Origin of the sequence: Lysobacter helvus (assembly GCF_018406645.1) — a bacterium.
Classification (GTDB): domain Bacteria; phylum Pseudomonadota; class Gammaproteobacteria; order Xanthomonadales; family Xanthomonadaceae; genus Noviluteimonas; species Noviluteimonas caseinilytica.
In genome coordinates, this window is record NZ_AP024546.1 from 2,190,887 (window position 1) to 2,217,137 (window position 26,251).

19 protein-coding genes are annotated in these 26,251 nt (G+C 69.0%); 5 read left to right on the plus strand and 14 right to left on the minus strand.

Going from position 1 to position 26,251, the window contains the following annotated elements:
- Window positions 1–11 precede the first annotated feature (11 nt).
- Together LYSHEL_RS10680 and tldD are read left to right on the plus strand one after the other, a co-directional pair.
- Window positions 12–3,857, plus strand: a complete 3,846-nt coding sequence (locus tag LYSHEL_RS10680) for a YhdP family protein (RefSeq protein WP_213434023.1) — start codon at window positions 12–14, stop codon at window positions 3,855–3,857.
- A 76-nt stretch (window positions 3,858–3,933) separates the two neighbouring features.
- A complete protein-coding gene (gene tldD / locus LYSHEL_RS10685) occupies window positions 3,934–5,376 on the plus strand; it encodes a metalloprotease TldD (protein WP_213434024.1) in 1,443 nt (480 codons plus the stop codon).
- A 47-nt stretch (window positions 5,377–5,423) separates the two neighbouring features.
- On the opposite strand, the gene yjgA is transcribed toward tldD, so the two are convergent.
- On the minus strand, window positions 5,424–5,996 hold the full coding sequence (gene yjgA / locus LYSHEL_RS10690) for a ribosome biogenesis factor YjgA (RefSeq protein WP_213434025.1): 573 nt from the start codon (window positions 5,994–5,996) through the stop codon (window positions 5,424–5,426).
- 61 nt (window positions 5,997–6,057) lie between these two features.
- On the opposite strand from yjgA, the gene pmbA reads away from it, so the two are divergent.
- Window positions 6,058–7,419: a metalloprotease PmbA gene (gene pmbA, locus LYSHEL_RS10695; RefSeq protein ID WP_213437788.1), complete on the plus strand. Its 1,362-nt coding sequence runs from the start codon at window positions 6,058–6,060 to the stop codon at window positions 7,417–7,419.
- Window positions 7,420–7,885: 466 nt separating this feature from the next.
- Here the strand turns inward: pmbA and LYSHEL_RS10700 are convergent, their stop codons facing one another.
- The 9 genes from LYSHEL_RS10700 to LYSHEL_RS10740 all read right to left on the minus strand — a co-directional run bounded on the left by LYSHEL_RS10700 (window position 7,886) and on the right by LYSHEL_RS10740 (window position 16,596).
- A complete protein-coding gene (locus tag LYSHEL_RS10700; protein ID WP_213434026.1) occupies window positions 7,886–8,383 on the minus strand; it encodes a hypothetical protein in 498 nt (165 codons plus the stop codon).
- 278 nt (window positions 8,384–8,661) lie between these two features.
- On the minus strand, window positions 8,662–9,090 hold the full coding sequence (locus LYSHEL_RS10705; RefSeq protein WP_244858516.1) for a DUF4870 domain-containing protein: 429 nt from the start codon (window positions 9,088–9,090) through the stop codon (window positions 8,662–8,664).
- Window positions 9,091–9,119: 29 nt separating this feature from the next.
- Window positions 9,120–10,463, minus strand: a complete 1,344-nt coding sequence (locus LYSHEL_RS10710; protein WP_213434027.1) for a M48 family metalloprotease — start codon at window positions 10,461–10,463, stop codon at window positions 9,120–9,122.
- The gene (locus LYSHEL_RS10715) at window positions 10,439–12,364 is read right to left on the minus strand and encodes a CHASE2 domain-containing protein (protein WP_213434028.1); all 1,926 of its coding nucleotides are present in this window, start codon (window positions 12,362–12,364) and stop codon (window positions 10,439–10,441) included. The genes LYSHEL_RS10710 and LYSHEL_RS10715 overlap by 25 nt, the downstream gene beginning before the upstream one ends.
- Before the next feature lie 3 nt (window positions 12,365–12,367).
- On the minus strand, window positions 12,368–13,246 hold the full coding sequence (locus LYSHEL_RS10720; RefSeq protein WP_213434029.1) for a farnesyl diphosphate synthase: 879 nt from the start codon (window positions 13,244–13,246) through the stop codon (window positions 12,368–12,370).
- Window positions 13,239–13,499: an exodeoxyribonuclease VII small subunit gene (locus tag LYSHEL_RS10725; RefSeq protein ID WP_213437792.1), complete on the minus strand. Its 261-nt coding sequence runs from the start codon at window positions 13,497–13,499 to the stop codon at window positions 13,239–13,241. Before LYSHEL_RS10725 ends, LYSHEL_RS10720 begins: the two co-directional genes overlap by 8 nt.
- Window positions 13,500–13,554: 55 nt before the next feature.
- A complete protein-coding gene (tilS, locus tag LYSHEL_RS10730; RefSeq protein ID WP_213434030.1) occupies window positions 13,555–14,856 on the minus strand; it encodes a tRNA lysidine(34) synthetase TilS in 1,302 nt (433 codons plus the stop codon).
- Window positions 14,857–14,870: 14 nt separating this feature from the next.
- Window positions 14,871–15,617, minus strand: coding sequence for a tetratricopeptide repeat protein (locus tag LYSHEL_RS10735; protein WP_213434031.1), 747 nt, complete (start codon window positions 15,615–15,617; stop codon window positions 14,871–14,873).
- A 19-nt stretch (window positions 15,618–15,636) separates the two neighbouring features.
- Window positions 15,637–16,596: an acetyl-CoA carboxylase carboxyltransferase subunit alpha gene (locus LYSHEL_RS10740; RefSeq protein ID WP_213434032.1), complete on the minus strand. Its 960-nt coding sequence runs from the start codon at window positions 16,594–16,596 to the stop codon at window positions 15,637–15,639.
- A 105-nt stretch (window positions 16,597–16,701) separates the two neighbouring features.
- Here LYSHEL_RS10740 and LYSHEL_RS10745 point away from each other — a divergent pair, with 105 nt between their 5' ends.
- Entirely contained in the window at window positions 16,702–18,936 is a 2,235-nt protein-coding gene (locus tag LYSHEL_RS10745; protein WP_213434033.1) for a glycoside hydrolase family 31 protein, read from the plus strand.
- Here the strand turns inward: LYSHEL_RS10745 and LYSHEL_RS10750 are convergent.
- From LYSHEL_RS10750 to LYSHEL_RS10760, 3 genes are all read right to left on the minus strand, one after another.
- Window positions 18,924–20,462, minus strand: coding sequence for an AbgT family transporter (locus LYSHEL_RS10750; RefSeq protein WP_213498422.1), 1,539 nt, complete (start codon window positions 20,460–20,462; stop codon window positions 18,924–18,926). The genes LYSHEL_RS10745 and LYSHEL_RS10750 overlap by 13 nt on opposite strands.
- A gap of 95 nt (window positions 20,463–20,557) precedes the next feature.
- Window positions 20,558–24,085: a DNA polymerase III subunit alpha gene (gene dnaE / locus LYSHEL_RS10755; protein WP_213434035.1), complete on the minus strand. Its 3,528-nt coding sequence runs from the start codon at window positions 24,083–24,085 to the stop codon at window positions 20,558–20,560.
- Between the two features lie 146 nt (window positions 24,086–24,231).
- Entirely contained in the window at window positions 24,232–24,852 is a 621-nt protein-coding gene (locus LYSHEL_RS10760) for a YkvA family protein (RefSeq protein ID WP_213434036.1), read from the minus strand.
- A 245-nt stretch (window positions 24,853–25,097) separates the two neighbouring features.
- On the opposite strand from LYSHEL_RS10760, the gene LYSHEL_RS10765 reads away from it, so the two are divergent.
- Window positions 25,098–25,571, plus strand: a complete 474-nt coding sequence (locus tag LYSHEL_RS10765; RefSeq protein ID WP_213434037.1) for a winged helix-turn-helix domain-containing protein — start codon at window positions 25,098–25,100, stop codon at window positions 25,569–25,571.
- A 2-nt stretch (window positions 25,572–25,573) separates the two neighbouring features.
- On the opposite strand, the gene LYSHEL_RS10770 is transcribed toward LYSHEL_RS10765, so the two are convergent.
- The gene (locus LYSHEL_RS10770) at window positions 25,574–26,233 is read right to left on the minus strand and encodes a ribonuclease HII (RefSeq protein ID WP_213434038.1); all 660 of its coding nucleotides are present in this window, start codon (window positions 26,231–26,233) and stop codon (window positions 25,574–25,576) included.
- Window positions 26,234–26,251 lie beyond the last annotated feature (18 nt).

Sequence of the window (26,251 nt, forward strand, 5' to 3'; positions counted from 1 at the left end):
GGGACGACTTGATGCCGACGCCGTTGCGCCGACGCCTCCGCCACGCACGCCGGTTCTTCGGATACGGCGCGCTCGTGGTGGTCGTGCTCGTCGCGCTGCTGGTCGGCATCGCCAACCAGTTGCTGCCGCTGGCCGAACGCAATCCGCAACGCGTCGCCGCGTGGCTGAGCGAGCGCGCGGGGCGGCCCGTGCATTTCTCCGCGCTGGACACGGAATGGACGCGGCGCGGGCCGGTGCTGCGCCTGGACGACCTGCGCATCGGCGAGGGCGCGTCGTCGTTCCTCGTCGGCGATACCGAAATGCTGGTGTCGCTGTATGCCGGCCTGCTGCCGGGCCGCACGTTCACCGAGCTGCGCCTGCGCGGCCTGGACATCACCGTGCAGCGCGACGACGACGGCCAGTGGAGCGTGCGCGGCCTGCCGGGGCAACAGCAGACGACCGAAGGCGATCCGTTCGCCGCGCTCGAACGCCTCGGCGAACTGCAGGTCATCGGCGGGCGATTGCATGTCGTCGCGCCGTCGCTGTCGATCGATGCCACCGTGCCGCGCATCGACCTGCGCCTGCGCGTGGAAGGCGACCGCATCCGCAGCGGCCTGCGCGCGTGGATGCGGCCGAACGTGTCGCCGCTGGATGCCACGCTCGATTTCGACCGCAAGCAGGGCGACGGCCGCGCGTATGCCGGCGCGCAGAAGGCCGACCTCGCCGTGTGGGCGCCGCTGCTGAAACTGATGGGCGTGCAGGCGCAGGCGGGTCGCGGCCGCGCCGCTGCGTGGGCGACGTTGCGCGACCATCGCGTCGCCGATGTCACCTTCCAGGCCGCGCTCGATGCGGTCGCGTTGCAGGGCGCGCGCATCGACGGCATGGCCACGCCGCCGCGCGCGCGCTTCGACCACGTCGATGCCTTCGCGCGATTCCGGCACACGGGCGGCGGCGACTGGCGCTTCGATGCGCCGCGCCTGCGCCTGGAAACACAGGGCAACCGCCAGGTGCTCGATGGCCTGGTGATGGGCGGCGGACGTCGCTTCGGCATGGCCGCCGAACGCATCGATGCCGGCCCGTTGCTGCAGGTCGCCGCGTTGAGCGATCGCATGGACGCGGGCCTGCGTCGCTGGGTCGTGCAATCGAAGCCCAACGCGACGCTCGAACACATCGAAGTCGCCGGCGCACACGGCGTGTTGCGTGCGAATGCGCGCATCTCCGCGCTCGCGTTCGCACCGGTCGGCAACAGTCCGGGCCTGTCGGGCCTGGGCGGCAGCTTCGTCGCCGATGCCGACGGCTTCGTGTTCGATGCCGATTCGTCGGCGCAGATGGATTTCTGGTGGCCCGCCGGGTTCGGCGTGCACCATCCGGCGACGCTGCGCGGCAAGATCGCCGGCTGGCGCGAAGGCGCGGGCTGGCGCGTCGGCACCGACGCGCTGAAGGTCACGGGCTCGGATTTCGGCGTGCTCGCCCGCGGCGGCTTGTGGTGGCAGGGCGACGGCACGCGGCCGTGGATCGACATCGCGGCCGACCTCGATGATTCGCCGGTCACGGCCGCGCGCGGCTTCCTCGTGCGGCACCTGATGGCCGATGCCACCGAACACTGGCTCGATACCGCGCTGCTCAGCGGCACCGTGCACGGCGGGCGCGCGATCATCACCGGCGACCTCGACGAGTGGCCGTTCGTGCACGACAACGGCCTGTTCCGCGCCGATGCCGAACTCGTCGACATGCAAGTGAAGTTCTCGCCCGAGTGGCCCGCGGCCGAACACCTGCACGGGATGGCGAGCTTCATCGGCAACGGGTTCAACGTCGTCGGCGACCACGCGGTGCTGCAGGGCGTGCAAGTCAGCAAACTCGCGGCGGGCATCGCCGAATACGGCAAGGCCGAACTCACCGTGCAGGCGAGCGGCGCAAGCGATGCGTCGAAACTCGTCGCGCTGCTGCAGCACAGTCCGCTCGAGAAGGACCAGGGCGAAACGCTCGACAACATCACCGCCAGCGGTCCGGCCGCGGTCACCTTCGACATGTTGTTGCCGATGCATCCGGGCGGCGGCAAGGGCCGCACGCACGGCACGGTGGACCTGCAGGGCGCGAAGCTGCGCGAGAACCGCTGGGACCTGGCGTTCGACGATGTGCGTGGCCGCGCGGATTACGGCGACGGCGGATTTGCCGCCAATGCCTTGCAGGTGCAGCACGACGGCGCACCCGGCACGCTCGCGTTGCGCGCGGGCACCGGGTTCGTGAAGGACGCGTCGCAAGCGTTCGAAGGCGAACTGCGCGCCAACCTCGATGCGAAGACGCTGGTGGATCGCGCCGGCAATCTTGCTTGGCTGAAGCCTTACCTCGACGGGCGCTCGGCGTGGACGATCGGCGTCGCGCTGCCGAAGAACGTCGGCGCGAAGGACGCCGCGCCGAGCAAGCTGTCGCTGCGCTCCAATCTCGTCGGCACCACGCTCAGCTTGCCCGCGCCCTTGCGCAAGGCTGCGGGCGTCGCGCTGGCGACCACCGTCGACACGGATCTCCCGATGGGCGATGGCGAAGTGCGCGTCGCGCTCGGCAACCTCGCGGCGTTGCGTGCGCGCACGCGCGGCACGCAGACCGGATTGCGCGTGGTGCTCGGCAGCAATCGCGTGGATGACGCACCGCCGGCATCGGGCCTCATTGCAACGGGACGTGCGGCGTCGCTCGATGCGATCGACTGGATCGCATTGGCGCAGGGCGACTCGAACAACACGAAGAAGAGCGGCGACGGCCTCGCGTTGCGGCACATCGACCTGCGCGCCGATCGGTTGTTGCTGCTCGGTGGCGTGTTCCCGGACGCGCGCCTGCAGGTGTCGCCGTCGGCGACCGGCAGCACGGTGCAGGTGGCCGGTCCCGCGCTCGTCGGCACGGTCGAAGTGCCGTCGTCCGACAAGGGCACGATCTCCGGACGCTTCGATCGCGCGTACTGGCGCGCGCCGCCGAAGACGGTTGCGACCGCCGCGACGTCTCCGGAAGAAGATCCCAATCCCATCTCCCCCGGCAGCATCCCGCCGCTGTCGTTCGATGTCGCCGACCTGCGCCTCAACGCGCTCGCGCTCGGCAAGGCGACGATCCGCACGCATTCCACCGGGGACGGCCTGCGCTTCGACACCGCGCAGGCGCAATCGGCGAAGCACAAGCTCGCGCTGACGGGCGAGTGGAGCGGGCAGGGCAAGTCCGCGCGTTCCAACATCGGTCTGCGCATCGACAGCCAGGATTTCGGCGCGTTGCTCGACGGCCTCGGGTTCGGCGGACAACTTGCGGGCGGCGCAGGCACGGCCAACTTCGATGCCGCATGGCCCGGCGCGCCGCGCGACTTCGATGCACGCCTCGTCGACGGCCGCCTCGCGCTCGACGTGAAGGAAGGGCGCCTGCTCGAAATCGAACCCGGCGCGGGCCGCGTGCTCGGCTTGCTGAGCCTGGCGCAGCTGCCCAAGCGCATGCTGCTCGACTTCCGCGATTTCTATTCGAAGGGCCTCGCGTTCGACACCGTCTCCGGCCACGTGCGGCTGGTCTCCGGCATCGCGCGCACCGACGACCTGTCCATCGACGGGCCCGCCGCGCAGATCCACATCCACGGCACCGCCGACCTGCAGGCGCAGACATTCGACCAGACCGTCGAAGTGCTGCCGCGCGCCGGCAACCTCCTCACGGTCGCCGGTGCGATCGCCGGCGGCCCGGTCGGCGCCGCGATCGGCGCGGCTGCCAACGCCGTGCTGAAAAAGCCGCTGGGCCAGCTCGCCGCGAAGACCTATCGCGTCACCGGCCCGTGGAAGGACCCCAAGGTGGAAGTCCGCAAGCGCGAACCGCAAGGCCGCGCGTCCGCATCGGCCGATGAATCCACGGGCGGCTGAGCTTGCCCGCCTTGCGTCGCGCCCGCGCAACACCATCTGATCTAGCGTTGCCCCTTCGATTGCCCACGGGATCCCCATGACCCTGCCGCTCCGCCTCGCCGAAACCCGCCTGCTGGTCCCCGCCGGCCTCGACACCGCCAACCTCGATGCCGCCTTCTCCACGCTGCTCGGGCCGGGCATCGACTTCGGGGACCTGTATTTCCAGCACGCGCGGCGCGAAAGCTGGACGATGGAAGACGGCATCGTGAAGGATGGTGCGCATTCGATCGAACAGGGCGTGGGCGTGCGCGCGATCTCCGGCGAGAAGACCGGCTTTGCGTATTCCGATGAAATCGATACGCCCGCGTTGCTCGAAGCCGCGAAATCCGCGCGTGCGATCGCGCGCGATGGCTCCGCGATGTCGCCGCGTGCGCTCGTGCCGGGCGGCGGACGTTCGCTGTATACGGCGGACGATCCGATCGACGGCTTGCCGAACGAAGAAAAAGTGGAAGCGCTGCGTGCGCTCGATCGCCTGCTGCGCGCCGCCGATCCGCGCGTGAAGCAGGTGATGGTGAGCCTGGCCGGTGGCGTGGACACCGTGCTCGTCGCGCGCAGCGATGGCGTGCTCGCCGCCGACGTGCGCCCGCTGGTGCGCCTCAACGTGCAGGTGATCGTCGAACAGGAAGGCCGTCGCGAGAGCGGCTACGCCGGTGGCGGCGGTCGTTACTCGTATGCCGAATTGCTCGGCGGCGGCAAGCCCGAACACTTCGCGCGCGAAGCGTTGCGGCAGGCGCTGGTGAACCTCGACGCGATCGACGCACCCGCCGGCCTCATGCCCGTCGTGCTCGGCAACGGCTGGCCCGGCGTGCTGCTGCACGAAGCGGTCGGTCACGGCCTCGAAGGCGACTTCAACCGCAAGGGCACCTCCACGTACGCCGGCCGCATGGGCCAGCGCGTCGCATCGCCGGGCGTCACGATCGTCGACGACGGCACGTTGCCCGGCCGTCGCGGCTCGCTCAACATCGACGACGAAGGCACGCCCACCGCGTGCACCACCTTGATCGAAGACGGCGTGCTGGTCGGCTACATGCAGGACACGCACAACGCGCGCCTGATGGGCATGGCGCCCACCGGCAACGGTCGCCGCGAATCCTTTGCGCACCTGCCGATGCCGCGCATGACCAACACCTACATGCTCGCGGGCACGCACGATCCGGAAGAAATGATCCGCTCGGTGAAGAAGGGCCTGTACGCGGTGAACTTCGGCGGCGGCCAGGTCGACATCACCAGCGGCAAGTACGTGTTCTCCGCGACCGAGGCGTACCTGATCGAAGACGGCAAGATCACCGCGCCGGTGAAGGGCGCCACCCTGATCGGCAACGGCCCGGAAACCATGCAACGCGTGAAGATGATCGGCAACGATCTCGCGCTCGACGAAGGCGTGGGCGTATGCGGCAAGGACGGGCAGAGCGTGCCGGTGGGCGTGGGGCAGCCGTCGCTGTTGATCGACCAGCTGACCGTGGGCGGGACGCAGGCGTGAAGCAGAAGCCGGGACAAGGGACCGGGGACCGGGGACCAGTGCAGGTCTCAGGCCTCGGCGTCGTCGTCCGCTTCCTCCGGTCCCTCGTCCCCGGTCCCCGGTCCCGCATCCATCGCATCCCGCACCGCGTGGTAGATCTCGCGATACGCCCGCGGCGGTTTGTTGCGCTTCTTTTCCTCGATCGCATTGCGCACCAGTTGTCGCAGGTGCTGGCGGTCGGCGGTGGGATGTTCGGTGAGGAACGCGGCCAGCGCGTCGTCGCCGTCGTCGAGCAGGCGGTCGCGCCAGGCTTCGATGCGGTGCATCGCAGCCACTTCGCGGCGCGAGGCTTCGCCCTTTTCCTCGAGCGCATCGCGGATCGCGTCCAGCGCCTCGTCGTCTTCGCGCCGCATCTGCTTGGCCAGGAATTGCAGCTGGCGCTTGTGCGCGACGTGCGAGGTGATGCGGCGCGTTTCGAGGATGTGCGGCATCAGCGCATCGGGGATCGGCAGCTTGGCCAGCTGCGCGTCGCTCAGCGCCGCCAGCTTTTCGCCGAGGTCGAACACGTCCAGCGCCGCGCGCCGTTGCTGGCTGCGGCTGGGGGCGAGGAAATCGCCGGTTTCCGGATCCTTGCCACGCATCGCCCTTGCCTCGTCCGTCTCTGAATTCGCCCGGAAGGATAGACCATTGAACAACGCCCCCCTGTCGACGACCGATCACGCCCTGTCCAGCGACGACAGCGTCGCGCGGCTCGAGGTCCTCGGCGGCATCGCCCGGCAACTCCTGGACCGCTGCCGCGCCGCCGGCGCCACCCAGGCCGAGGTCTCGGCCTCGCAGGAACACGGCCTCAACGTCAACGTGCGCATGGGCTCGGTGGAGACCGTGGAATCCACGCGCGACCGCGGCATCGCCGTCACCGTCTACTTCGGCCAGCGCAAGGGCAGCGCGAGCACCGCGGACCTGCGCGAGGAAAGCCTGTCGGCCACCGTCGAACAGGCCTGCGCGATCGCCCGCCACACCGAAGACGATGAAGCCGCGGGCCTGGCCGACGCCGCGCTGATGGCGCGCGAGGTGCGCGAGTTCGACGGCTGGCATCCCTGGGCGCTGGACGCCGACCAGGCCATCGACATCGCGCTGGCCTGCGAACAGGCGGGCCGCGACGCGGATGCGCGCATCGAGAACAGCGACGGCGCGTCGGTGGGCAGCAGCGCGTCGATGAGCGTGTACGCGAATTCGCACGGCTTCATCGGCGCCGAGCGCAGCACGCAGCACACGATTGGCTGCGCGCTGATTGCCGGCCGCGGCGATGCGATGCAGCGCGATGGCTGGTACACGACGGCGATCGCGGCCGACGACCTGGAAGCCGCGGCGGCCGTGGGCCGGCATGCGGCGGAGCGCGCGGCGTCGCGCCTGCAGCCGCGTTCGTTGCCGACGGGCGAGGTGCCGGTGTTGTTCCATTCCGAGGTCGCGCGTTCGCTGATCGGGCATTTCCTCGGCGCGATTTCCGGCGGTGCGCTGTATCGCCGCGCGAGTTTCCTCGTCGACAGCGTGGGCACGCAGGTCTTCCCCGACTGGTTCGACCTGCAGGAGCGTCCGTTCCTGATGCGCGGCTTCCGTTCGTCGTCGTTCGATTCGGAAGGCGTGGCGACGCGCGAGTCGCCGCTGGTGTCGGCCGGCGTGTTGCAGCGTTACGTGCTCGGCAGTTACTCGGCGCGCAAGCTCGGCCTGCAGACGACGGCGAACGCCGGCGGCGTGCACAACCTCGACGTCAAGGCGAACGCGGGCGACTTCGATTCGCTCGTGCGCGGCATGGGCCGCGGTCTGCTGGTGACGGAATTGATGGGGCAGGGCGTGAACGCAGTGACGGGCGATTATTCGCGCGGCGCAGCGGGGTTCTGGGTGGAAGACGGACAGATCACGTTCCCCGTCGACGGGATCACGATCGCCGGCAACCTCAAGAAAATGCTGGGTGCGATCGAAGCCGTGGGCACGGACGTCGATCCGCGTTCGCACATCCGTTCGGGGTCGATCCTGGTCGGCAAGATGACGGTCGCGGGCGAGTGAGCTTGTGTCATCCCTGCGAAAGCAGGGACCCAGAAGCGAGGCGCATCAACCGCCTCCGGTACGGCGCTCCGCCGCGATGAGGGCGACAGGTCCTTGCCCGGCGCGTTCCGCTGTCCCTGCTCCAGGCACCGGCCGTGCGCCATCCATGGCGCAGTTCAAGGACCTGTCGCCCTCATCACGTCGAAGCGCTTCGCGACCTGATCGTTGCGACGCTGCGTAGGGTAGAGCCTCGCACCGAATCACTAGGTTGCTGGCGAACAGCTGCACCCGGACGGACGGCGCACTGCACGCCCAGCCAATCCCGCTCCGCTGCCTCGCCATCCATGGCTGCGAGCATCGGCGCCGTCCATCCATGGACGGCTGCGCGGGATTGGCTCGGCGTGCGGTGCGCCTCACCGCAACGTTGGTTGCTGCGGGTTCGGTTTGCTTGAAGCAAAGCGCGCGACTGACGCAGGATCTGCGCATCTCACTCTGTCGTGTCCTCCGGATCATGCTCGGGGTGGAACGGGGAATCGAACGCTTCGACGAACAGTCCTGTGGGCGCAGGAAACGTGTCCACGGCATCGGAGCCGACGAAGACGTAGAAGTCGCCACCGAAATGGATGAACGTGTTGTCGCGCCCTTCGAGCATCATCCAGATCGTTTCCCGCAGGTTCGCGACGATGATGGATCGCAGGCGGTCGTCGGGCGCGACGGGAATGTCGATCAGCCCTTCGGTTGGATCATCCGGACCGTAGAACTCCAACGCCGCGACCCTGAGCGTGTCGACGTTCGCCAGCGCGACGAAGCGCATGATCGCCTCGACGTACAGTCCTTCAACGCGTTCGTACTCCTCGCGCGTCAACACGCCATCGGCGAACGTGCCCCCGATGTCGGACACCGAGGTCCAGTCGTCCCGCATGTAAGCCCCGTTATCGGCACGGCGGAAGGCGGGGTTGTACTTGGTCACGCGGAACTGGGCCATGACGTTGCCTGGCGTTGCAATCGATCAATTGCGAATTCTATCCCGAACGCCGAAACACGCCGAAGCCGCGCACTGCGCTCCGAGCCGAACGTGCACGACTCAACGTTGCGGTGCGCCGTCCGTCCGAGTGCAGCTGTTCGCCAGAAACACACCGATCCGGTGCATGGCGCTACCCCTACGCAGCGTCGCAACGTTCCGGTCGCCGTGCCGGAGGAGGTTGATGCAAAAAAAAACGGCGCCGAAGCGCCGTTTTTCTTTGTCGCGATCGACGCGCGGGATTACTTCACCAGGCGCAGGTTGAACGGATAGCGGTACCGCACGCCTTCGTTCGCCTTCATCGACGCCATGATGATCATGATCAGCGCCGCGATGCCGATGACCAGGCCGATCAGGCCGAAGAGGATGAAGCCCAGGCCCAGCGTGAGGATGCCGAAGGGAATGGCGATCACCATCAGCACCACCGCCACGATCGTCAGCATGATGCTGAAGTTCAACGCTTCCTTCGCCTGGTCGGCCACGAAGGGCATCGTTTCCTTCTTCGCCAGCCAGATGATCAGCGGCCCGAGGAACGCCAGGCACCCCGGCAGCCCGACCAGCGCGGTGATCAGCGACGCCAGGATGATGGACAGGTGCGAAAACATGCCCCACTGCCGTTCGTCCGCGGACACGCCGGAATCGGAGGCGGAGGTCGGATCGATATCGTTCATTGCGTCATCCCCTTGGGTTGGAGTCGGGCTCAGCGCCCCGCGCTGGCCACGCTGTTGCGATCGAGCCGGTCGAGGCGCGCATCGAGCGGCGGGTGCGTCTTGTACAACTGCGCCAGGTTGCCCGATGTGCTGCCGCGCGCCGTCATCTTCTGCAGCACCGCATACAGCGCCAGCGGATCATAGCCCGCGCGCGCCAGGTACACCTCCGCGGCCTCGTCGGCGCGGAACTCCGCCTCGCGGTCCAGCCGCGTCGCCAGGATGGTGGCGCCGTGCCGCGCGACGTATTCCTTCGCCATGCTGCCCGCCACGCCGCCGCCGACGCTCACGTTGTCGGACGCCGCGTTGGTCAGCGCCGTCTGCGTTTCCTGTTTCTTGATCACGTTGTAGTGGTCGCGCTGCACGACGTGGCTCAGCTCGTGGCCGATCACCGCCGCCACTTCGTCGTCGTCGCCCAGCAATTCGTACAGGCCGCGCGTCACGAGGATGTAGCCGCCCGGCGCGGCGAACGCGTTGATCTCCTGCGTGTCGATCACCGCGAAACTCCACGGCAGGTCGGGGCGCGAGGTCTGCGACGCCATCCAGCGGCCGACGCGGTTCACGCGCGCCTGCGCCTCGGCGTCGTTCCACAGCGGCGCGGCGCCGAGCACGCGGCCGGCGATTTCCGGGCCGAGCGCCACTTCTTCGGCGCGCTGTTCGGATTCGGATTTGCCCTGCGCGGCCTCGGCGACGTCCGCCGCGGAGTTCACGGGCGCGGGCGCACCGATGCCCACCGCGGACAACAACCCGCGCGCGAACGACATGCCGCCGCGCTTTTCCTGCTGCGTCGCTTTCGGCGCGGCGTCGGCGACCGGCTTGAACTCCGTCGCGTAGGGCACTTGCTTCGCGTGGTGTCCCTTCGCGTTCGCATCGCTGGCGGCGGCTTCGGGCGACACGCGGTTGTTTTCCATCTGCGCGAACTGCGCACCGTCGTACGCCGCGGACTTGAGATCGCTTTCGTCGATGCCGCGCACGCCCGCCGTTTCCGACACGCGGCCCTTGCCGGCCTTGCCGATGAACAGCGCGCCTGCGTTGCCGTTGTTCGCGCTCGCGTATTCCATGCGCACGTCGTTGACGCGCACGAAGCCGGACTTGCCGTCCGGCGTGCCGACCTGGAACCACAGGCCCTGCTGTCCCGCGACCTGCACCTTCGCATCGCGCTTGAGCGTGGCGACGGTGGGCGAGTTGAAATCCGGTGCGCTGTGCACGTCCACCGACGGCTTGTGCACGATGGCCGAGGTGGCCGGATCGGCCGCGAACGCGAGCGCGGCCACCAGCAGTGCACCGGCCAGGCCGGACAGCAGCGGGACGATTATTCGGTGGGCGGCGTGTTGCATGCAGCGGCTCCGGGATTGCAGCTCGGGTCACCCTGCAATAACGGATTTTCCGCCGAAAGCGGCCACTCGCCCGGCGCGTCCAGCAGCTGTCCGAGCGCTTCGCGCAGGCGCAGGCGATTGCCGCGATCGCCGCTGTCGTCGGGCGTGCGGTCGGCGTTTTCGTCGACTTCGCTGGCCATCACGTACACGAGCACGATGCCGTCGTCGTCCAGGCGATCGTCGTACGCATTCAAGTACGCGTGCAGGTCGGCCAGGTCGCGCTTGGCGAGCGCGATCGCCTGCGGCAGGTCGTCGCCCTTCCACACCATCAGCATCAGGTCGTCGAGCGTTTCGTGCAGCCAGCTCTTGCGTTCGACGACGCCTTCCAGCATCACCGCATCGCTGCCCGCATACAGGAACCTGCGCAGGCGGCGGCGGTATTCGCGGCGACGGCGCGCGGCGGCGCGTTCATCCAGCGCGGAGTAGGGCACGAAGCGCACGCGCGCGAACACGAGGCAACGATCGCGGTCCGGATCGAACTCTTCGAGGAAGTCGCCGTTGCCCACCGCGCGGCCGCGCTGGATCGCCGCATACGTGCGACACGCGCCGAAGCACAGGCTGACGAAGCCGATGCTCGCGTAGATGTCGAAGAACACGCGGAAGAACGTCAGGCCCGCGTACGCGAGGATCAGCAGCACGAGGTTGGTGGCGACGAAGACCGAGTCGATGTCGGTGGCCGGCTCGCCGCGGAAGAAGGCGAACGCGGTCAGCAGCACGAGCGTTGCCGCGAGCAGGTATTTCAGCGACGGCGGCGGCATCCAGATCGCGGTGCCGTCGACGAGGGCGGCGGTGGCTTCGGCGTGGACTTCGACGCCGGCCATCGCGGGTTTGACCGGCACCGGTTTCGCATCGTTGAGGCCGGACGCGGTGTAGCCGACGAGGGCGATGCGGCCCTTCAGGTCCGGGATCGGTGATTTGTCGCAGACCCGCTTGCCTTCGATCAGGTCGAACGCGCTGATGAAGGGCAGGCGGTGTTCATCGCCATTGCGCCAGTCGGGGCGCACGGACGCGGGAAACGACGCCGCGGGCCGGCCCGTGTCGAACACGGCCAGGCGCAATGCGAGCGAGGGCACCGCCCAGTCGCCGGCGGACAGCGAAAGCGGGATGTCGCGCAGCACGCCGTCGACGCCGCGTTCGACATTGATCAGGCCCGCGTGCGTGCGCATCGACTTGCCGTAGGGCAGCAGCAGCGCGAGGGACGGACCCGGACGCTCGGCCGAGGGGATGCGCGCGAATGCGCCGGGCGCGAGCGATGCGCGCGTGGTGCCGGTGGTGGTGGTGCCGGTGGTGGCGTTGAAGTCGTCGTCCAGGTGCGATGCGCCGAACACGAAACGCCCGGCGCCGCCTTCGGCCATGGACTCCAACGTGTCGTCACCGATCGGATCCACGGGCGAGGGCTCGGCGAACATCACGTCGTAGCCGACCGCCTTGATGCCTGCGCGATCGAGTGCATCGAGCAGGTCCGCATGGCGTTGCCGGCTCCACGGCCAGCCGCCTTCCCCGCGCTTTCGGAACTGGTCGATCGAACAATCATCGATCTCCACGACCACCACGCGCTTGGATGTCGGCGGTTGCACCGGCCGGCTCTTGATCACCGTGTCGAACACCGCGTCTTCCGCGGAATTCAACGAGCGCGCACCGCCGTAACCCGCGACGCCCCAGTCGTACGCCAGCCAGCCGATCGCGAGCAACGCGAGCACCGGATAGAACGCGAACTTCAACCGCAGCGCGAGCCGCGAGAACGGACGCTTGTAACTGCGCTCGACGAACGTCCACGCGTTGATGAACGCATCGGCCGACGACGCCATCCATGCATCGACCCAGGTCAGCAGCTTGCGCTTGCCTCCGCGGGGTCGGCCCATGGCTCAGTGCGTCCGTTCGACCGCGGCGCGGGCCAGCGCGGCGAGGGCGTCGGCGCGTGGGCCGAGGGGCGCGAGCGCGTCGCGCATGTCGGTCGCCAGTTGCTGCAGGCGCGCGCGCGTGGCGTCCAGGCCGAGCAGGGCGGGGAACGTCGCCTTCTGCTGCGCGGCGTCCTTGCCCGCGGTCTTGCCGAGCGCGGCGCTGTCGCCTTCGACGTCCAGCAGGTCGTCGCGCACCTGGAACGCGAGGCCCAGCGCATCGGCGAACGTATCCAGGCGCGCACGCGACGCGGCCTCCGCGCCCGCGGCGATCGCGCCGAGGCGCACGGACGCGCGGATCAACGCGCCGGTCTTCATCGCGTGCAAGCGTTGCAAGGCAGGCAGGTCGATCGCGACACCACCGGTCGCGTCGATGTCGAGCGCCTGCCCGCCGCACATGCCACGCACGCCGGCGGCCTGCGCGAGTTCGGCGAGCATCGCCACGCGCAGGTCGGCGGACAACGGGGCTTGCGTGAGTTGCTCGAACGCGAGCGACTGCAACGCATCGCCCGCGAGGATCGCGGTGGCTTCGTCGAATGCGATGTGCACCGTGGGCTTGCCGCGGCGCAGCGCGTCGTCGTCCATCGCGGGCAGGTCGTCGTGCACCAGCGAATAGGCGTGGATCAGTTCGACGGCGACGGCAGGCGCATCGAGCGATGCAACGTCCGCGCCGAACGCGGTGCCGGTGGCGTACACGAGCAACGGACGCATGCGCTTGCCGCCGTCGAGCGCCGCATGGCGCATCGCGCCGTGCAGGCGTTGCGGGGATTGATCGGCGGAAGGCAGCGCGGAAGCGAGCGCCGCGTCGACGCGCGTGCGCCAGGGCGCGAAGTCGACCTCAGGCATCCGCGGCCGGCGCGCCGAAGGGCTCGGCGTTGTCCGGCTGTTCCGGGTCGCTCAGCAGGCGCACGCGCAGTTCCGCCTGTTCCAGCGCGGTCTGGCACTTGCGATACAGGCCGACGCCGCGTTCGTAGGCGGCGAGCGATTCTTCCAGGCTCATCTCGCCGTGTTCCATCTTCTCCACCAGCTGTTCGAGCTGGTCGAGCGAGGCTTCGAAATCGGCGACCGGGGAAGGGGTTTCGAGCTTGGCGTCGGGCATGCGCGGCATGGCGCGCAGTGTGATGCGCGGCCTGCCATGGGTCAATCGCGCACGCTTATGGCGAGGGCGGGGTCCAGCGCACGCTGGCGTCGTGGTCCTGCAACCAGCGTGCGAACACGTCGGCCAGCAGGCGGTCGCCGGCCGCGAGGACCTGGTCGTCGCCATCCACCAGCAGGGGCAGGCGTTCGCGGTCCCAGGTGGGCAGGCCCGCGTCCTGCAATGCGTGTTTGAGGCTGTGCGAATGCGACCGGCCCGGCAGCACGATGCGTTCGCCCCCGCGGCGCAGGCGCACGCGCAGCGGGGCGTCGAAGGCGTCGGCGCCGATCAGTTCGAGGGCGCCGCCGTCGGGCAGCACCAGCGGCATGCGGCCGTCCCAGGTGTCGGACCAGTCGGCGGGCAGGGCGGGCGCGTTGGGCGCGGCGCGCAGGCGGTCGCACCAGCGGCGGATGTGCGCGCCGGACCAGGCGAAGCGGAAGTCGGCATCGTCCGCGCCTTGGAGCAAGTCGGCTTCGATCTGCGCGATGCCTTCGGCGGGCAACGGGGGCAGCGACGTCCCGGCGATCCAGCGACGCAGCACCCGGGCGCGGCGCGAGGGGTCGAGCGCGCGCAACGCGGGGACGGACAGGATCGCGGGATCGTCGGTGCGTGCGGTGTCGAGTGCACGCAGGTCGTCGTCGGCGAGCAGCTCGGCGGCTTCAGCGCTCAATGCGGCCGAACGCGCGAAGGCGGCATCGACGCGCGGCCAGCGTTCGCGCAACAGCGGCAACACCTGGTGGCGCAGGAAGTTGCGGTCGTGTTCGAGCGCGCTGTTCGACGGATCGTCGATCCAGGACAAGTCGTGTGTCTGCGCGTACGCGATCAGCTCCGTGCGCGGCACGTCGAGCCAGGGCCGCCACAGGAAGCCCTGCGCGAACGGTTGCAGCGCCCGCATCGCGCCGAGGCCATCGGGGCCGGAGGCGCGCAGCGCCCGCAGCAGGAAAGTCTCGGCCTGGTCGTCGCGGTGGTGCGCAAGCGCGAGGATGTCGCCCGGATCGAGCGCTTCGACGAATGCCGCGCGACGCGCGGCGCGGGCCGCGGCTTCGAGCCCGAGGCCGGCGCGCCTGTCGACTTGCACGCGCGCGATGTGCAACGGGATGCGCAAGGCTTCGCACACGACGGCGCAGTGCGCGGACCAGGCATCGGCGTCGGCGTGCAGGCCGTGGTGGACATGGATGGCGCGCAAGGTGCGTGCGCGCACGCTCGGCATCGCCGCGAGCGCGTGCAGCAGCACGGTGGAATCCAGCCCGCCGCTCAACGCGACGACGATCGCGCCATCGCGGCCGGTCTCGGGCAAACGGAGGTCGAGGGCGGACGTCATCGCGCCCGCCGCCGTCAGGCGAGGTCCTGCAGCTCGCGCCTGGCGAGGTCGATCCACGCGCGCTGTTCGCGCTGGTAGTACTTCGGCGCGAGCGACGAACGCTTGGCGATTTCGCGCAGCACGTTGGCGGCGTCGGCGGGGCGGTTGGCGCGCTTGAGCAGCTGCGCGTAGCGCACGCGGGCTTCTTCGCCGGGGTAGCCCTGCACCAGCGCTTCGTATTCCGACAGCGCCTTGTCGATGTCGCCGCTGGCTTCCACGGTGCGCGCGTACAACAGATGGCCGTCGAACGAACGGAATTTCGGGTTGGCCGCGATCAGCGCGTCGAGCGTGGCGCGCGCCTCGGCGGGCAGGTCCAGCGCGAACTGCGCCTGCGCCAGGCCGAGCATCAGGTGCGGGTCGGTCTGGTACATGCCCGTGAGCGAATTGCGGAACATCTCCAGCGCTTGCTGGTAATCGCCGCTGGCCAGGCTTTGTTCGGCGAGGCGGCGGCGGTTGTCGATCGTGTCGGCGATGTCGAGCTGGCGCGCGGCGTGGCGCTTGCCGCGTTCCGGATCGATGCGCTGGCGCACGCCCTTCACGGCGCGGCGCGCGGTGGGGCTGCTGCCGAGGGTGGGGACGACTTCCGCGAAGACGTACGCCGCGACGGCGATGTAGCTGCCGACGACCAGGATCCAGATCCAGTACGTCGGCCGCTGCGTGCGCACCGCGTGCACGATGCACGCGATCTGCAGCGCGATCGACAGCAGGAAGATCGGGCTCATGGAGGCGTGGGGTTGCGGGTCAGGCGGCTTCGTACGCGCCGTAGCCGCGCAGGCGCTTGTAGCGGCGCTCGAGCAGTTCCGGCACCGGCACGCCCGACAGCGCGTCGATTTCGTTGACCAGCACGGCCTTCAGGCGCGTGGCCATCTGCCGCGGCTTGCGGTGCGCGCCGCCGATGGGCTCGCGCACGATCTTGTCGATCAGGCCCAGTTCCTTCAGGCGCTTGGCCGTCAGGCCGAGCTGTTCGGCAGCGTCCTTCGCCTTCTCCGCGGTCTTCCACAGGATGGAGGCGCAGCCTTCCGGCGTGATCACCGAGTACGTGCTGTATTCGAGCATCAGCGTGCGGTCGCCGACGCCGATGGCCAGCGCGCCGCCCGAACCGCCTTCGCCGATCACCGTGCAGATGATCGGCGTCTTGAGTTCCGACATCTCCAGCAGGTTGCGCGCGATGGCCTCGGACTGGCCGCGTTCTTCCGCGTCGATGCCGGGCCACGCGCCGGCGGTGTCGATGAAGGTGAGCAGCGGCAGGTTGAAGCGTTCGGCCAGCTTCATCAGGCGCAGCGCCTTGCGGTAGCCCTCGGGCTTGGGCATGCCGAAGTTGCGCTTGATCTTGGCCTTGGTGTCGCGGCCCTTCTCGTGGCCGATCACCACGACGCTGCGACCTTCGATGCGGGCCAGGCCGCCGACGATGGCGTTGTCGTTGGCGAAGGCGCGGTCGCCGGCGAGTTCCTGGAACTCGTCGCAGATCACGCGCAGGTAATCCAGGGTGTACGGCCGCGCCGGGTGGCGGGCGAGCTGCGAGATCTGCCAGGGCGAGAGGTCGCGGAAGATCTGCGCGGTGCGCAGGCGCAGCTTGTCCTGCAGCGCGTGCACTTCGGCATCCATGTCCACCGCCGGGCCGTGGCTGGCGTGGCGGAGTTCCTGGAGCTTGGCTTCCAGGTCGGCGATGGGCTGCTCGAAGTCGAGGTAATTCGGGTTCATTGCGACAAGGGTCGGCCGCGGAAAGGGGGGCAGTGTAGCCCACGGGTCCGGACCGTACCGAGCCGTGCGGACGGCTATGCTCGGACCCCTCCGAGGAGGGTGGCGATGGCACGTGCAGGGTGGGCGGGTGCGGCAATGGTGGCGGGGTTGCTGGCGTGCGGGCTCGCGTACGCGGGAGGGCCGAAGGCGGCGGCGCGGCAGACCGCTGTCGTCGACGCCGGCGTCCTGCGCTTGCGGCTGTCGGTGCCCGGCGCCACCGATGCCGAGTCGGGATGGGCCCTCCAGCTCCGCGATCCGGATCGGCCGCGCGTCCCGGGCAACACGGACCCGGTGCATTCGCTGCCCGAGCGACTGGCCCCGCGCATCACCTCGACCGACGACGGATACGTCCGCGTGTCCTTCGCGCTGCAGCCCGGCGAACACGTCTACGGATTGGGCGACAAGGCCGGTCCGCTCGATCGCCGCGGCCGCACGTTCACGTTCTGGAATACCGACGCCTACGCGTGGGACGCCGCGCGCGATCCGCTGTACAAGGCGATCCCGTTCGCGCTGGTCGTCGGCAAGGACGGGGCGTACGGCTTGCTGCTCGATGATCCGCGGCGCAGCACGTTCGACGTGGGGCAGACGGATCCGTCGCGGATGGTGGTGACCGTCGAAGGCGGTGCGATCGATGTCTACGTGATCGCCGGGCCCACGCCGCGCGACGTGCTGCAGCGCTACGTCGACCTCACCGGCCATGCGCCGCTGCCGCCGAAGTGGGCGCTGGGGTTCCAGCAATCGCGTTACACGTATGTGCCGGAAGCACGCGTGCGCGAAGTCGCGGACACGTTGCGCGCGCATCGCATTCCCGCCGATGCGATCTACCTCGACATCGGGTTCCAGGACGCGAACAAACCGTTCACCGTTGACCGCAAGCTGTTCCCGAATTTCGGGAAGATGATCGGCGACCTGCGCGCGCAGGGGTTCAACACGGTGCTGATCACCGACCTGCACATCGCGAAACAGGCGGGCTATGCGCCGTACGACAGCGGCGTGGCGCAGGATGTGTTCGTCAAGCGCGCGGGCGCGGACTACGTCGGCAACGTGTGGCCCGGCCCGAGCGTCTTCCCGGATTTCACGCTCACGCGCGTGCGCGACTGGTGGGGCGAGTTGTACACGGACTTCGTGCGCATGGGCGCGGCGGGGTTCTGGAACGACATGAACGAGCCGTCCGTGTTCGACGTCCCCGGTGGCACGATGCCCGGCGACGTGGTGCATCGCCTCGACGACGGCAGCACGCGCACGCACCGCGTGCTGCACAACGCGTACGGCATGCAGAACGCGCGCGCGACGTACGAGGGCTTGTTGAAGCTGCGGCCAGGCGAGCGTCCCTTCGTGCTGACGCGCGCGGCGTTCGCGGGCACGCAGCGTTACGCGGCGACGTGGACCGGCGACAACTCGGCGAGCTGGCAGCACCTCGCGCAGAGCACGCCGAACCTGTTGTCGCTCGGGTTGTCGGGCATGGCGCTGGCGGGCGACGACATCGGCGGGTTCATCGGGTCACCGCCGGCGGATTTGCTCACGCGCTGGTACCAGCTGGGCGCGTGGAATCCGGTGTTCCGCAGCCACGCGGCGACGGATACGCGCGGGCACGAGCCGTGGGTGGACGGGCCGGCGCAGGAAGCGCTGCGGCGCGCGGCGATCGAACAACGCTACCGGTTGATGACTTACCTCTACACGGCGGCGGAAGAGAGCGCGCGCACCGGCGCGCCGATCATGCGACCGGTGTGGTTCGACGACGTCGCCGCGGCGGGGAGCGATCGCGATTTCCTGTTCGGCGCGGACCTGTTCGTCGCGCCCGTCGTCGACGAGCGCGTCGATGCGCACACGGTGCAGTTGCCGCGCGGCACCTGGTACGGGCTGCGCGATGGCGTGCAGCATGCGGATGCGAAGCCGCTGGTGCTGGATCCGCGGCCGGCCGACGTGCCGGTGTATGTGCGAGCGGGCGCCATCATTCCGATGCAGCCCCTGGTGCAGTCGACGAGCGAAACGCCGAAGGGTCGACTTGAAGTGCACGTGTGGTGGCCGGTCGGTGGCGGCCCGTGCGCGGGTTCGCTCTACGAAGACGACGGCCACACCATGGCGTACCAGCGCGGCGAGTTCCTGCGCGTGCGTTTCTCGTGCCATGCGCTCGACGGGGTCATGACGCTCGAGGCCGTCAACGAACACGCCGCCTTCGTCCCCTGGTGGCGCGAAATCGTCGTGATCGTGCACGGCCCCAAGGGCGGGCCCGGCAAGGAAGGCGCGCGCATCCGCGACGCGCGCGCCGGATGGAAGGTGACGCTCCGTCAGCCCGGATAGACCAGCGGCGCCCCCGGCCCGATCGGCCACCCGAAGGCGATCCACAGCGCGAACAACACCGTCCACCCGATCGTGAACACCACCGAGTACGGCAGCATCACCGAGACCAGCGTGCCGAGCCCGGCCTTCGGTTCGTAGCGCTGGAAGAACGCGATGATCAGCGCGAAGTAACTCATCATCGGCGAGATGATATTGGTCACCGAGTCGCCGATGCGATAGCCGGCCTGCGTGAGTTCCGGCGAATAGCCGAGCAGCATGAACATCGGCACGAAAATCGGCGCCATCAACGCCCACTTCGCCGACGCCGAGCCGATGAAAAGGTTGGCCACCGCCGTGATCGCGACGAGCCCGACGAACAACGGGATCGCCGACAGGTCCAGGCCCTGCAGCACGGCGACCAGTTTCACGGCGAGGATCAACCCGAGCTGCGTCCACCCGAAGAACGCGACGAACTGCGCCGCGAAGAACACCAGCACCAGGTACCCGCCCATCGTCGACAGGCTTTGCCCCATCCCGCGGATCACGTCCGCATCGTTGCGGATCGTGCGCGCGCCGACGCCGTAGGCCACGCCTGCGACCACGCCGTACAGGAAGATCAGCACGACGATGCCCTTCATGAAAGGCGAGTCGAGCACGCTGCCGGTGGCGGCATCGCGCAGGAAGCCATCGGCGGGCAGCAGGCCCCACAACAGCCACGCACTGAGCGCGAGCGTGGCGTACAGCGCCCAGCGCAGGCCCCGGCGTTCGAGCGCATCCGGCGGCGCGATCGCTTCGCTCGGGTTGATGTCGGGCAGCGAGGTGAAGCGCGGCGCGACGATGCGCTCGGTGACCCACGTGCTCAGGCCGACGACCAGCGGCGTGGACGCGATCATGAAGTACCAGTTGGCCGCGGCGCTCACGGTGTACGCAGGCTGGATGAGGCGCGCGGCTTCCTGCGACAGGCCCGACAACAGCGGATCGATGGACCCGAGCAGCAGGTTGGCGGAATACCCGCCCGACACGCCCGCGAACGCGGCGGCCATGCCGACGATCGGATGCCGGCCCGCGCCCTGGAACATCAGGCCCGCGAGCGGGATCAGCAGCACGTAGCCGATCTCGCTCGCCATGTTCGACATCACGCCGGCGAACACCACGACCGGCGTGAGCGCCCACATTGGCGCCGCGAACACGAGCCGACGCAACGCCGCACCGATCAACCCCGAGTGTTCCGCCACGCCGATGCCGACCAGCGAGACCAGCACCGCACCGAGCGGCGCGAAGCCGGTGAAGTTGGTGACGAGCCCCGTGAGCATGCGATGCAAGCCCTCGCGTCCGAGCAGGTTGACCGCGTGGATGGTTTCGCCGGTGGCCGGATGCACCGCGGTGAGGTCGAACCGCACCGCCAGCCACGACGCGCACACCACGCCGAAGGCGAGCAGCGCGAACAACGTGGCCGGATGCGGCAAGGCATTGCCGCCGGTTTCGACGATGCGGAGGAATCGGTCGAGCAGGCTGCGCGAGGGCGCGAGGGTCGGTGTGGTCGCCATGGGAGTCCGCGGTGCGAGGGAGGTGCGTGGGATAACGCACTCCACTGCCGTGGACTAGGCGATGCAATTGTCAGTTGGGGCGGAATTTGCCCGGGTTACGCGTTGCCACCGATCCACGGCTTCGCCAGCGCCAGCCGCACGGTGCGCACGGCCGGCAACGCGCGCAACACGCCCGGCAAGGCCGCATCGGCGCGGATGCCCTGGCCGCCGTTGATGTTCAACCGGCCCACGGCCGTCGACGTGATGGCTTCCAGCAACATCGGCGTGGCGCCCGGCGAGTAGGGCAGCAACGCGCGTTCGAACTGCGCCAACGCATCCTTCTGCCGCAGGTCCAGCTTCACCGACAGGCGTTGTGCGTACTGCGCGCACACCTGCCCGAAATCCCAGCAGCGCTTCGCCCGCAGCGAAAACCCGCCGCTGAACTCGTCTTCGCGCAACCCGCCTTCGACGATGAGGATGCGATCGCGCGTCAGCAACTGCGCGAAGCTGTAGTACGCCTCGGCGAAGAACGCGCACTCGATGCGCCCGCGCCCGTCCTCCAGCTGCACGAAGGCCTGGCTGTCGCCGCGCTTGCGCATGCCGACCACTTGCCCGGCGAGCACCACCTGCATTTCCGGGCGCCACCCCTTGCGTTCGCTGTCGGGGCGCTCGCTCCACATGCGATCGAGGTCGCTGAGGTCGTGGCCCACCAGCCCGCGCAACTCGTCGCGATACGGATCCAGCGGATGGCCGCTGAGGTAATGGCCGAGCGTTTCGCGTTCGCCCTGCAGCTTCTGCTGCAGCGGCCACTCGTCGAGGTCCGCCAGCGTGAGGTGCAGCGCGGGCGCTTCCGGCATCGCGCCGAACAGCGACACCTGGCCGGCCTCGCGTTCGCGCGCCAACTGCTCGGTGGCCTTCAGCACTTCCGGCAACTGCGCCATCAGCGACGCGCGATTGCGCCCGAGCGCATCAAGCGCACCGGCATTGACCATCGCTTCCAGCGCACGCCGGTTGAGCTTGGTGGAATCCACGCGCTTGCAGAAATCCAGCAGGTCCGCGAACGTGCCGCCGCGCGCGCGTTCTTCGGCGATCGCTTCGCACGCACCGCGGCCGACGCCCTTCACCGCGCCGAGGCCGTAGCGGATCGTCTTGGGATCCTTCGCTTCGAACATGTACACCGACGCGTTGACGTCCGGCGGCAACACCTCGAGTTTCAGCGCACGCGCTTCGTCGAGGAAACCGACCACCTTGTCCGTGTTGTCCATGTCCGACGACAACACCGCCGCCATGAACTCGGCGGGGTAGTGCACCTTCAGCCACGCGGTCTGGTAGGCGACCAGCGCGTACGCCGCCGAGTGCGACTTGTTGAAGCCGTACTCGGCGAACTTTTCCATCAAGTCGAAGATCGACGAGGCCACGCGCGCGTCGACGCCCTGCGCGGAAGCGCCGGTCTCGAACTTGACGCGTTCCTTGGCCATCTCCTCGGGCTTCTTCTTGCCCATCGCGCGGCGCAGCAGGTCGGCGCCGCCGAGCGAATAGCCCGCCAGCACCTGCGCGATCTGCATCACCTGTTCCTGGTACACGATCACGCCGTAGGTCGGCGCGAGCACGGGTTCCAGCAACGGATGCGGATACGTCACGGCCGCGTTGCCGTGCTTGCGGTCCACCCAGTCGCGGTCCATCCCCGAGCCCAGCGGGCCGGGACGGAACAACGCGGCGAGCGCGATGATGTCTTCGAACGTATCGGGCTTGGCGCGCTTGAGCAGCTCGCGCATGCCGCGCGATTCGAACTGGAACACCGCGACGCTGTCGCCGCGCGCGAACAGGTCGTAGGTGGGCTTGTCGTCCAGCGGCAGCGCGATGATGTCGAGCGGTTCGCCGCCTTCGGCGGCGCGGCGCACGTTGATCGCCTTCACCGCCCAGTCGATGATCGTGAGCGTGCGCAGGCCGAGGAAGTCGAACTTCACCAGGCCGATGGATTCGACGTCGTCCTTGTCGAACTGCGTCACCGGGTTGCGGCCGCGGCCGTCGGCGTCGTGTTCGGCGAACAGCGGGCAGAAGTCGGACAGCGGACTCGGCGCGATCACCACGCCGCCGGCGTGCTTGCCGGCGTTGCGCGTCAGGTCTTCCAGGTCGCGCGCCAGCGACAGCAGGTCGCGGACGTCGTCCTCGGCCGCGTTGCGCTGCATCAGCTCCGCGGAGGCGAGCTCGGGGTTCTTGCGCGCGGCGTCGGATTCGCCCAGCGCATCGTCCAGGCTCACGCCCAGCGTGAGCGGGATCAGTTTCGCGATGCCGTCGACGAAGCCGTACGGATGCCCGAGCACGCGGCCGGTGTCGCGCACCACGGCCTTCGCGGCCATCGTGCCGTAGGTGATGATCTGGCTGACGCGGTCGCGGCCGTACTTCGCGGCGACGTAGTCGATGACTTCGTCGCGGCGGTCCATGCAGAAGTCGATGTCGAAGTCGGGCATCGACACGCGTTCGGGATTGAGGAAGCGCTCGAACAGCAAGTCGTACGGCAGCGGGTCCAGGTCGGTGATGCCCAGCGCCCAGGCCACCAGCGAACCCGCACCCGAACCGCGGCCCGGACCGACGGGGATGTCGTGGTCCTTCGCCCAGTTGATGAAGTCGGCCACGATCAGGAAGTAGCCGGGGAAGCCCATCTTGATGATGACGTCGAGCTCGATCTCCAGGCGCTCGAAATAGGTTTCGCGCGTGTGGCCCGCGGCGATCGGCGCCTTCTCCAGGCGCTTGACCAGGCCTTCGCGCGCCTGCACGCGCATCCAGCTGTCCAGCGTTTCGTCGTCGGGCACCGGGAACGCGGGCAGGTAGTACGTGCCGAGGCGCAATTCCAGGTTGCAGCGCGTGGCGAGCGCGATCGCGTTGTCGATCGCGTCGGGCACGTCGGCGAACAATTCCGACATCGCCTCGGACGATTTGACGAACTGTTCGGTGCTGTAGTCCTTCGGGCGTTTCGGATCGTCGAGCACGCGGCCCGTCGCGATGCACACGCGCGCTTCGTGCGCTTCGAAGCCATCGGCGTCGAGGAAGCGTGCGTCGTTGGTCGCGATGACCGGCAGCCCGCGGCGCGTCGCGGCGTGCAACGCAAATGCATTGAACGTGTCTTCGCCTTCGCGCGCGGTGCGCGAGAGCTCCAGGTACATGCGCTCGCCGGTGTGGCGTTGCCAGTCGGCGAGCCATTGTTCGGCGAGCTCGTGCTTGCCCGCGGCGGCGAGGCGGCCCGCTTCGCTGTGGCGCCCCGCGAGCGCAAACAGGCCTTCGTTTTCGTCGCGCAGCCACGCGGGGCGCACGACGACGCCATCGTTGCGATGGCCTTCCATCCACGCGCGCGTCAGCAGGCGCGACAGGCTGAGGTAACCGGCACGATCGCGGCACAGCAGGGTGAGGCGCGTGGGCGCTTCGTCGCCATCGGCGAGCAGGATGTCGGCACCGGCGATCGGCTTGACGCCCGCGCCTTCGGCTGCCTTGTAGAACTTCACCAGCGCGAACAGGTTGTTCTGGTCGGTCACCGCGACCGCGGGCTGGCCCAGCGCCACGCACCGCGCGACCAGCTCCGGGATCCGGATGGTCGAGTCGACCAGCGAGTACTCGCTGTGCAGGTGCAGGTGGGCGAAAGCGGGCATGCCGGGACGTTGGCTTGGGTGCCCGGCAGTGTGGGGGGAGGGGGAGGGGCGGACAAGTTCTTGACAACGAAAGGCGGGAACAGGGAACAGGGAACAGAAGTTCAGTCCGTTCCCTGTTCCCCGTTCCCCGTTCCCGCTCCAACGCGTCAGCCGCCGACGTGGAAGGGATTCTCTGCGTGGCCCGAATAGCTGTAGTGGCTCGCGTTCACGCGCATGTTGTGCTGCCACAGCGCGATCTCGGCCAGGCGGTCGCGGATCCACGCGGCGCGCTGTTCGCTGCCTTCGCCGGCGGGCTGGTGCTCGCTGCGGTAGGCGCAGAAGTCGCGGTAGTCCTCGACCTCCGAGGCGAACGCAGGCCACGCCAGTTCCAGCAGCAGGACGTCGTCGAGCTTGCCCAGCAGCGGTTCGTGGTCCGGGATCAGGTCGTCGTCCTGGTCCAGGTAGGCCATCAGCTTGGCCAGGCGGGCGCGGACGGAATCCGGCGGGTCCCAGCAGTCGTCGTCGAGCATGTGCCGCAGTTCCTCGATGCGGCGCAGGCGGCGGTCCAGCACGTCCTGGGCGGCCTGCGGCGGCATGGAGGCCAGCCAGATGCACAGGTTGCGCACGCGGTCGGCATCGACGCGCACGGCGTCGGGATAGAGCTCGTGGAGCAAGGCATCGAACTGCGCGACGGCTTCGCCACGCAGGACCGGACCCGGGGCTGAGGGGTCGGTGCCGAAGGACATCGGCAGGGGCTCATCGGTCAGGGTGGGGGTGTAAAGACGCATGGCGCACCTCCCAAGTGTCCGGCTGCGAACGGGGGGTGGGGCGGGCGTCGGCCGGAAGCGGCGCGGGTCCCGATGCCGGGCACGGAATGCGGTGCATCCCGCCGGCATCTCCCTAGCGGGATGCAGGATGAGTCTGCGCCGTTGCGTCGGGGATGTCCCGGCCGGGAAGTCGGGGTGCCGAACGTCCCGACCGACGGTAGCCGGGCCCGCGAGGATTGCGCGTTGGCGAGGGAATGCAGACCCCCATGCGTGACCGGAACGAATCCTGGCGCTTCGACGATGTCGAGGTGCGCGGCCGTGCGAACGAAGTGCGCCGCGGCGACCGCGCCATCGGCGTGGAACCCAAGGCCCACGCGGTGTTGCTGGTGCTGCTGTCACGCGCCGGCGAGGCCGTGGGGCGCGAAGCGCTGCTCGACACGGTGTGGGGCCATCGCCACGTCACGCCCAGCGTGCTCAACCGGATCATCGCCCAACTGCGCCGCGCGCTCGGCGACGACGCGGCCAATCCGAAGTACATCCAGACGCTGCACGGCCGCGGTTATCGCTTCATGGTGAAACCCGAGCGGGTGTTGCCCGATGGCGCGAGCCAGCATCCGGAGACACCGCTGGATGCGGCGGACGCGGCTCACGAGGACGACGACCATCCGATGGATTCCGCCGATCCGCGCAATCCGGCGCGTCCCGCGTCCGCGCCGCATCACCCGGCGCGCAATCGCTGAGTTCAGCCCGCTTCCGGCTCCGCGAGCAGCGGTTCCAGCAGCAACGACCCCTGCAAGGATTCGCGCACCGGCATGAAGCTGCGCCGGTGGTGCGGGCACGGGCCATGCATGCGCAACGCCGCCAGGTGCTGCGGCGTCGAATAGCCCTTGTGTTCGTCGAAGCCGTACTGCGGCCACTGCGCGTGCAGGCCGACCATGTGGCGATCGCGCGTGACCTTGGCGAGGATCGAGGCGGCCATGATCGCGCGGTCGCTCGCATCGCCACCCACCAATGCTTCGGCGGGGCACGGCAGCATGCGCGGGATCGCGTTGCCGTCGATGCGCGCGAGCGCGCAGGCATGGCGCACGCCTTCCACCGCCAGGCGCATGCCGAGCATGGTGGCGTGGTAGATGTTGATGCGATCGATGTCGTCGACTTCCACGCTCACGATCTTGTACGCCATCGCGCGATCGACGATGCGCAGGAACAACTCCTCGCGGCGTTCCGCGTTGAGCTGCTTCGAATCGGCGAGTCCGTTGATCGGCGTGCGGCCAGGCGCGAACACCACGGCGGCGACGACGACCGGTCCCGCGAGCGGCCCGCGGCCGGCTTCATCGACGCCGGCGTAGCGCTGCTGGCGCGGATCGGCGCTGTCGGTGGCGAGGGCGGGTTCGAAGGACATGGCGGGCGAGGGCGGGCG

What these genes read in the sequence shown, in the direction of transcription:
- LYSHEL_RS10770 (WP_213434038.1), bottom strand. Translation starts at nt 26,233, where the DNA reads ATGTCCTTCGAACCCGCCCTCGCCACCGACAGCGCCGATCCGCGCCAG.
- LYSHEL_RS10700 (WP_213434026.1), bottom strand. Translation starts at nt 8,383, where the DNA reads ATGGCCCAGTTCCGCGTGACCAAGTACAACCCCGCCTTCCGCCGTGCC.
- LYSHEL_RS10715 (WP_213434028.1), bottom strand. Translation starts at nt 12,364, where the DNA reads ATGGGCCGACCCCGCGGAGGCAAGCGCAAGCTGCTGACCTGGGTCGAT.
- tldD (WP_213434024.1), top strand. Translation starts at nt 3,934, where the DNA reads ATGACCCTGCCGCTCCGCCTCGCCGAAACCCGCCTGCTGGTCCCCGCC.
- tilS (WP_213434030.1), bottom strand. Translation starts at nt 14,856, where the DNA reads ATGACGTCCGCCCTCGACCTCCGTTTGCCCGAGACCGGCCGCGATGGC.
- LYSHEL_RS10745 (WP_213434033.1), top strand. Translation starts at nt 16,702, where the DNA reads ATGGCACGTGCAGGGTGGGCGGGTGCGGCAATGGTGGCGGGGTTGCTG.
- LYSHEL_RS10680 (WP_213434023.1), top strand. Translation starts at nt 12, where the DNA reads ATGCCGACGCCGTTGCGCCGACGCCTCCGCCACGCACGCCGGTTCTTC.
- LYSHEL_RS10765 (WP_213434037.1), top strand. Translation starts at nt 25,098, where the DNA reads ATGCGTGACCGGAACGAATCCTGGCGCTTCGACGATGTCGAGGTGCGC.
- dnaE (WP_213434035.1), bottom strand. Translation starts at nt 24,085, where the DNA reads ATGCCCGCTTTCGCCCACCTGCACCTGCACAGCGAGTACTCGCTGGTC.
- LYSHEL_RS10750 (WP_213498422.1), bottom strand. Translation starts at nt 20,462, where the DNA reads ATGGCGACCACACCGACCCTCGCGCCCTCGCGCAGCCTGCTCGACCGA.
- LYSHEL_RS10720 (WP_213434029.1), bottom strand. Translation starts at nt 13,246, where the DNA reads ATGCCTGAGGTCGACTTCGCGCCCTGGCGCACGCGCGTCGACGCGGCG.
- LYSHEL_RS10740 (WP_213434032.1), bottom strand. Translation starts at nt 16,596, where the DNA reads ATGAACCCGAATTACCTCGACTTCGAGCAGCCCATCGCCGACCTGGAA.
- LYSHEL_RS10725 (WP_213437792.1), bottom strand. Translation starts at nt 13,499, where the DNA reads ATGCCCGACGCCAAGCTCGAAACCCCTTCCCCGGTCGCCGATTTCGAA.
- LYSHEL_RS10710 (WP_213434027.1), bottom strand. Translation starts at nt 10,463, where the DNA reads ATGCAACACGCCGCCCACCGAATAATCGTCCCGCTGCTGTCCGGCCTG.
- LYSHEL_RS10760 (WP_213434036.1), bottom strand. Translation starts at nt 24,852, where the DNA reads ATGCGTCTTTACACCCCCACCCTGACCGATGAGCCCCTGCCGATGTCC.
- LYSHEL_RS10735 (WP_213434031.1), bottom strand. Translation starts at nt 15,617, where the DNA reads ATGAGCCCGATCTTCCTGCTGTCGATCGCGCTGCAGATCGCGTGCATC.
- LYSHEL_RS10705 (WP_244858516.1), bottom strand. Translation starts at nt 9,090, where the DNA reads ATGAACGATATCGATCCGACCTCCGCCTCCGATTCCGGCGTGTCCGCG.
- yjgA (WP_213434025.1), bottom strand. Translation starts at nt 5,996, where the DNA reads ATGCGTGGCAAGGATCCGGAAACCGGCGATTTCCTCGCCCCCAGCCGC.